The sequence below is a fragment of the Barnesiella sp. CU968 genome (assembly GCF_905219685.1).
Lineage (GTDB): Bacteria > Bacteroidota > Bacteroidia > Bacteroidales > Muribaculaceae > Lepagella > Lepagella muris_A.
In genome coordinates, this window is sequence record NZ_CAJMXD010000169.1 from 1 (window position 1) to 6,214 (window position 6,214).

General features: G+C 55.2%; 6 protein-coding genes and 1 pseudogene. All 7 read right to left on the bottom strand.

The genetic code is table 11. The features are described from left to right. The coding region (argH, locus tag JX312_RS07755; RefSeq protein ID WP_204457607.1) for an argininosuccinate lyase at nucleotides 1-971 on the bottom strand (971 nt) is incomplete at its 3' end. Then, a complete protein-coding gene (locus JX312_RS07760; protein WP_204457608.1) occupies nucleotides 946-2,034 on the bottom strand; it encodes a M20/M25/M40 family metallo-hydrolase in 1,089 nt (362 codons plus the stop codon). The genes JX312_RS07760 and argH, both read right to left, overlap by 26 nt. Next, nucleotides 2,031-2,807, bottom strand: a complete 777-nt coding sequence (gene argB / locus JX312_RS07765) for an acetylglutamate kinase (protein ID WP_124030370.1) — start codon at nucleotides 2,805-2,807, stop codon at nucleotides 2,031-2,033. Before argB ends, JX312_RS07760 begins: the two co-directional genes overlap by 4 nt. A 49-nt stretch (nucleotides 2,808-2,856) precedes the next feature. Next, nucleotides 2,857-3,810, bottom strand: coding sequence for an acetylornithine carbamoyltransferase (locus tag JX312_RS07770; protein ID WP_204457609.1), 954 nt, complete (start codon nucleotides 3,808-3,810; stop codon nucleotides 2,857-2,859). Further along, the gene (locus JX312_RS07775; protein WP_204457610.1) at nucleotides 3,807-4,934 is read right to left on the bottom strand and encodes an aspartate aminotransferase family protein; all 1,128 of its coding nucleotides are present in this window, start codon (nucleotides 4,932-4,934) and stop codon (nucleotides 3,807-3,809) included. The genes JX312_RS07770 and JX312_RS07775 overlap by 4 nt, the downstream gene beginning before the upstream one ends. Nucleotides 4,935-4,961: 27 nt before the next feature. Then, nucleotides 4,962-5,924 carry an N-acetyl-gamma-glutamyl-phosphate reductase gene (argC, locus tag JX312_RS07780; RefSeq protein WP_204457611.1) on the bottom strand — a complete coding sequence of 321 codons (963 nt, stop codon included), beginning with the start codon at nucleotides 5,922-5,924 and terminating at the stop codon, nucleotides 4,962-4,964. Then, nucleotides 5,921-6,214 (bottom strand): annotated as a pseudogene (locus JX312_RS07785) (argininosuccinate synthase domain-containing protein); the annotation flags it as partial. The gene argC and the pseudogene JX312_RS07785, both read right to left, overlap by 4 nt.

Consider the following 6,214-nt stretch of genomic DNA (forward strand, 5'->3'; position numbering starts at 1 on the left):
AGTAGCTGGAGGTCGCGGTTGTATCCTAACGGGAGGTTGGCGGTGAGAAGTGCGATCTCGTTGGGCAGAGACTGGAGCCTGTTGCATTTGCCCCGCATTATCTCGAACACGTCCGGATTTTTCTTGTGAGGCATTATCGAGGAACCGGTTGTGAACTCATCGGGAAAGGAGACAAATCCGAAATTCTGACACATCCACATGCAAACGTCCATGGCAAGGTGTGAAAGGGTAGAGGCTATTGCGGCAACAGCCATGGCTGCGGCGCGTTCGGTCTTTCCCCGGCTCATCTGCGCCGCCACGACGTTGTAATGCATCGATTCGAAGTGGAGGAGGCGGGTGGTCATCTCGCGGTCAAGGGGGAACGAAGAGCCATATCCGGCTGCCGACCCGAGCGGATTGCGGTTGGCTATGCGGTATGCCGACCAAAGCAGCTCGAGGTCATCGGAAAATGATTCGGCGTAAGCTCCGAACCACAGACCGAAAGAAGAGGGCATGGCTATCTGCAGATGTGTGTATCCCGGCATCAGGACATCCTTGTGTCTTTCGGCAAGATCAAGCAGAGAGTGGCACAGGCTGCCTGTGACTTGGGCTATTTTTTTCAGCTCGTCGCGCATAAAGAGTTTCAGGTCAAGAAGCACCTGGTCGTTGCGGGAGCGACCTGAGTGGATTTTTTTTCCGAGGTCACCGAGCTTTGCCGTAAGCATGAACTCGACCTGGGAGTGGACATCCTCCACACCCTCCTCGATGCTGAAACTGCCGTTGCGTATGGTCTCTTTTATTTCCTCAAGAGCGGAGAGGAGGGTTTGCAGCTCCTCCTGTGTCAGAAGTCCGATCGATTCAAGCATGGTGATGTGTGCCATGGAGCCCTCGACATCGTAAAGGGCGAGCCTCATGTCGAGTTCGCGGTCATTGCCTACGGTGAACTTCTCTATCATTTTGTCGGGTTCAAAACCCTTGTCCCAAAGTTTCATTTGAACATTTTCTTATTAGTTTCGGATATAACGATATCGCCTGCTCTATCTCATCGATGAGAATGAATTCGTTGGCGGAGTGGGAGCGGGCGGAATCCCCCGGACCGATCTTGAGCGATGGTATGCCGTGCATCAGCGACATGTCGGAGGTGGTGGGGGATATGAACGGTGTCAGCCCCATTCCCGAGGCTGCCCTTACAAGCGGATGTCTCGGGTCGATCACCGAGGCGCGGATGCGTGTGGAGCGGGGTGTCAGAACGGAATGACGGCTTACAGCCTCCTGCAGTATCCTGACGGTCTCTTCATTCGAGTAGGCGTCGGTGGTGCGTATGTCCGCAACCCATCGGCATTCGTCGGGCACTACATTGTGTTGCCTGCCTGCCTCTATCATGGTTACGGAGATCCTGACAGGACCGAGGGTCTCCGATTCGTTGCCGAACCGGAAGCCTCGCAACAGGGAAATGTCATCGATCGCCCGGTATATGGCGTTCACTCCCTCCGGGCGGGCGGCATGTCCGGTTATTCCGCGTGTCACGCAGTCGAGAACGACAAGTCCGCGTTCGGCGATGGCGGGCTGCATCCCTGTGGGTTCTCCGATGATTGCCATGTCGGGCACGATGCCGTCGGCTGCAAGAGAAGGTAGAAGCAGGCGCATCCCGTTTTCACCCCCGACCTCTTCTTCCGCCGAGACGGCAAGCAGAAGATTCAGGGGGAGGTCCTCGCCGCGAAGCTGCAGAAACGCCGCTATGAGCGACACCACGCTTGCCCCGGCGTCATTGCTGCCGAGTCCGTACAGACGTCCGTTCTCTTCGAACGGGGCAAAGGGGTCGAACGAATAGGAGGGTGCGGGACGGACTGTGTCGATATGGCTGTTGAGCATCAGTACCGGCAACCCCGGAACGAAACGTTCCGGCAGAGCGACGATGTTGTCGGCATAACGCCGGGTACGGACACCATGGTCGCGGAGAAAAGCCTCCACGACATCAGCTGCGGCGTTTTCATCGCGAGAGACGGAGGGTGTGGCGATGAGTGTCCTGAGGAGGTCTGTTGCCTGACGTGTCATAGGCGCACTGTTGTTCCGGTGCAGCCGAGAATGTCATCACTGCTTTTGACAGAGACGTATCTGACTCCCTTGCGCACCGCGTCGAGGGCATTCTTGATTTTAGGTATCATTCCGGCTGAAATCACACCGCTCTCTTTAAGAGCGGGAAAGTCATCGGGGGTGATCAGTGGAATCACGCTGCTTTTGTCATTTATGTCGGTAAGCACTCCCGGCTGCTCGAAGCAGTAGATCAGTTCTGTTTCCCGCACCTGCGAAAGCGCTACTGCGACGGACGAGGCTATCGTGTCGGCGTTGCAGTTCAGTAGCAAGCCGTCGCCATCGTGGGTTATGGCGCATAGCACCGGTACCATGCCGCAGCCGAGCAAGTCTGTCAGCAGCCTGACATTGACTGAGGATGCGTTGATGTCGCCGACGTATCCATAGTCAACAGGTTCCGGTGCGCGTCTCACAGCCCTGATCGCATCGCCGTCGGACCCAGAGAGCCCGATAGCGTTGCAGCCGATAGCCTGAAGTGCCGCCACAACACGTTTGTTGACGAGTCCGGCGTAAACCATAGTGACGATGTCGAGTGTCCGGCGGTCTGTGACGCGTCTCCCTTCGATCATTGTGACCGGCACATCAAGAGCGGAGGCGAGACGTGTCGCCTCCTTGCCGCCTCCGTGCACTATTATCTTGTCTCCCGACACTCTGTTGAAATCCGCAAGGAATTTGCTCAGAATCTGCGGGTTGTCAACTACGTTGCCGCCTATCTTGAAAATTTTCAGAGTCTGCATTATCTGTCAATATATTAATTCTAAGAAACTGTTTAAATTTAAACAGTTTCTAAAGGGATTCAAGCATGCGTTTGAGAACGACCTGCGCCGAAATATCGCGGTTGGCTGCNTGGGGNNTCNCCAGACTGCGTTCGGATTCTATGACGGCATCGGAGACAATCATGTTGCGTCTGACGGGAAGGCAGTGCATGAAAAAGGCGTTGTCGGTGAGGCGCATCTTCTCTTCATCCACCATCCATGAGCGGTCGGTGTTCAGAACTTTTCCATAATCGGGGGCATTGTATGCACTCCAGTTTTTCGCGTATATGAAGTGTGCTCCTTCGAATGCTCGGCGCTGGTCGTATTCCACGGTGGCATTGCCGACAAACTCCGGTGCGAGCTCATATCCATGGGGATGAGTGATGAAAAAATCGTAGTCGGCGGCGTTCATCCATTCGGCGAATGAGTTGGGCACCGCCTGCGGGAGAGCCTTGGGATGGGGTGCCCATGTAAGCACCACTTTAGGCCGCTCCACTGTCTTGAACTCCTCGATGGTGATAAGATCTGCGAAACTTTGCAGGGGATGGCGGGTTGCCGCTTCCATACTGAATACGGGGCACCCGGAATGGTGGATAAACTGGGAGATGACGCGCTCCCCGTAGTCTTCGTCGCGGTCTTTGAGACCGGCGAAGGCGCGCACGCCGATTATGTCGCAGTAACTTCCCATGACCGGAATCGCCTCAAGGAGGTGTTCCGCTTTGTCGCCGTCCATTATCACGCCGCGTTCTGTCTCGAGTTTCCATGCGCCCTGATTGACATCGAGCACAATCACGTTCATGCCGAGGTTCATCGCCGCTTTCTGGGTGCTGAGCCGTGTGCGCAGGCTCGAATTGAAGAATATCATCAGCAAAGTGCGGTTTTTGCCGAGATCGGTATGGGCGAAACGGTCACGTTTTATCTCAAATGCCTCATCTACGGCTTGGCGCAGAGAGCCGATGTCTGTTACGTCTGTGAACTTTCTCATTCTTTGATAGCTTTTTTCAACCTTTCGATGAAGATGTCAGCCTCACCGTCGGTTATGGTTAACGGGGGTAGCAGCCTGACGGTATGTATGCCTGCGCCTCCGGTAAATACGTGATTGCCGAAGAGGAGTTTTCTGCGGAGTTCCGAGGCATCTCCGTCAATCTCCATTCCTATCATCAGTCCGCGTCCGCGCACCTCTTTTATCTCAGGAATGGAGCGAAGCCGCGCGATAAGTCTTTCTCCGGTTCGGGCTGCATTCTCCACAAGGTTTTCATCGCGTATTATCTCAAGCACCGCGATTGCGGCTGCACAGGCGAGATGATTTCCTCCGAAGGTTGTGCCGAGCATCCCTTTTTCAGGTCTGATCTCCGGCGACACGAGCACCGCCGACATCGGGAATCCGTTTGCAATGCCTTTTGCGGAGGTTATTATGTCGGGGCGTATCCCGGCGTGCTGATGGGCGAAGAATTTCCCTGTGCGTCCGTAGCCGCTCTGGATTTCGTCGGCTATCAGCAGTGTGCCGGTTGCGGCGGCGACTTCGCTCAGGCGGCGCAGGAAATCATCATCGACCATGCGGATTCCTGCAACTCCCTGAATGCCTTCGATGATGACGGCTGCGAATTCCTGTGATTCGAGCAGGCGGGTTGCCGCCTCGATGTCGTTGAGGGGGGAGAAGACGATGTTATCGGTCTTGTTGACTGGTGCCTGTATGCGTGGGTTGTCGGTGGCGGCAACTGCGGCTGATGTGCGTCCGTGAAACGCCTTGTCGAAGGCAAGGATCCTGCGGCGTCCGGTAGCGAAAGATGCGAGTTTTATGGCGTTCTCGTTGGCTTCCGCGCCTGAATTGGCAAGAAAGAGCTGATAATCGTCATAACCGGAAATCTCACCGAGAAGGTCGGCGAGGCGTTGCTGCAGGGTGTTTTTAACAGAATTGCTGTAGAACGCAAGCTGAGACACCTGTCTGCTGACGGCATCGACATATCGCGGATGCGAGTGACCTATGGAGATCACGGCGTGACCTCCGTAAAAGTCGAGATAGGGAGTGCCGTCGGCGGTGTAGACATAGTTTCCCTTGCCGCGCACGGGCTCTATGTCGTATAATGAATAAACATCAAATAGTTTCATTGCAGTATTTTTAGATTTAAACGACACCTAAAATGCCGATGCCTTGAGTCTCAGCCCGCAGTCTTCGGGGAGTCCGAACATCAGATTCATATTCTCGACTGCCTGACCGGAAGCTCCTTTGAGAAGGTTGTCGATGACTGAGATGACAAGGGCTTCTCCGTTGCGGGAGGTGACGCTGAGAAGACATTTGTTGGTGTTGACAACCTGCTTGAGGTCAACATCGGTCCGGCATACGTGTGTGAACGGTGATTCCGAATAAAAATCCGAATACATCCTGGTCAGCTCGCCGGTGTCGAGTGCAGTGCGCAGGGTTGTGGCGCAGAATATGCCGCGTGGAAAGTCTCCGCGCACGGGGATGAAGCTGATGCCTTCGGACCAGGATGGCTGCAGATGGCGCAGGGTGGCGCCGATTTCAGCAAGATGCTGGTGGGTGAACGGTTTGTATACCGACAGATTGTTGTCGCGCCAGCTGAAATGGGTGGTGACGGAGGGCTTTACTCCCGCGCCGGTGCTTCCCGTGATTCCCGTAGTGTGCACGCGTCCTTCAAGACAGCCGGCGGCGGCGAGGGGAAGAAGAGCAAGCTGAATGGCAGTGGCGAAGCATCCGGGGTTGGCTACCTTGCGTGCCTCGGCGATGCGCGGGCGGTTGATTTCCGGAAGACCGTATACGTAGCCGCAAGATTCATCACGGAAGTCCTGGGCAAGGTCTATGACCCGCAGACCGCGGGGCATTTCGTTCTGCTGCCAGAATGAAGCACTCGCTCCGTGTCCGGAACAGAGAAAGAGAACGTCAATGCCCTGTAGCGGGTGGGTGTCGGCAAAGAGCATGTCCGTGTCTCCGGCAATGCCGGAGTGCACCTCGCACAGAGGTCTGCCGGCATTGCTCGACGAGTGCACCCATTCGAGACTGACTTCGGGATGGTTGTGAAGAAGCCTGACAAGTTCTCCCGCTGTGTAGCCCGCGCCTCCGATTATTCCTGCCTTTATCATTTCCCGTTTCTTTTCTGTACGTTGTGGAATATTTTCATCTGGTTGCCGAGAATTTTTGTGAATCCTTTCACATCGTCGGCACTCCATGCCTTGTTGACTTCTCCGTATTCTCCGAAATCGGTTTTCATCAGGTCGAACGGGGAGTCGACGCCAACGAGGGTATAGCCGAGCGGACGGAGTGTAATCTCAACTGTTCCGCTTACGTTCTCCTGACTGCTTTCAAGGAATTTCTCCATGTCGCGCATCACCGGTTCGAGATATTGCGATTCGTGAAGGAACATGCCGTACCA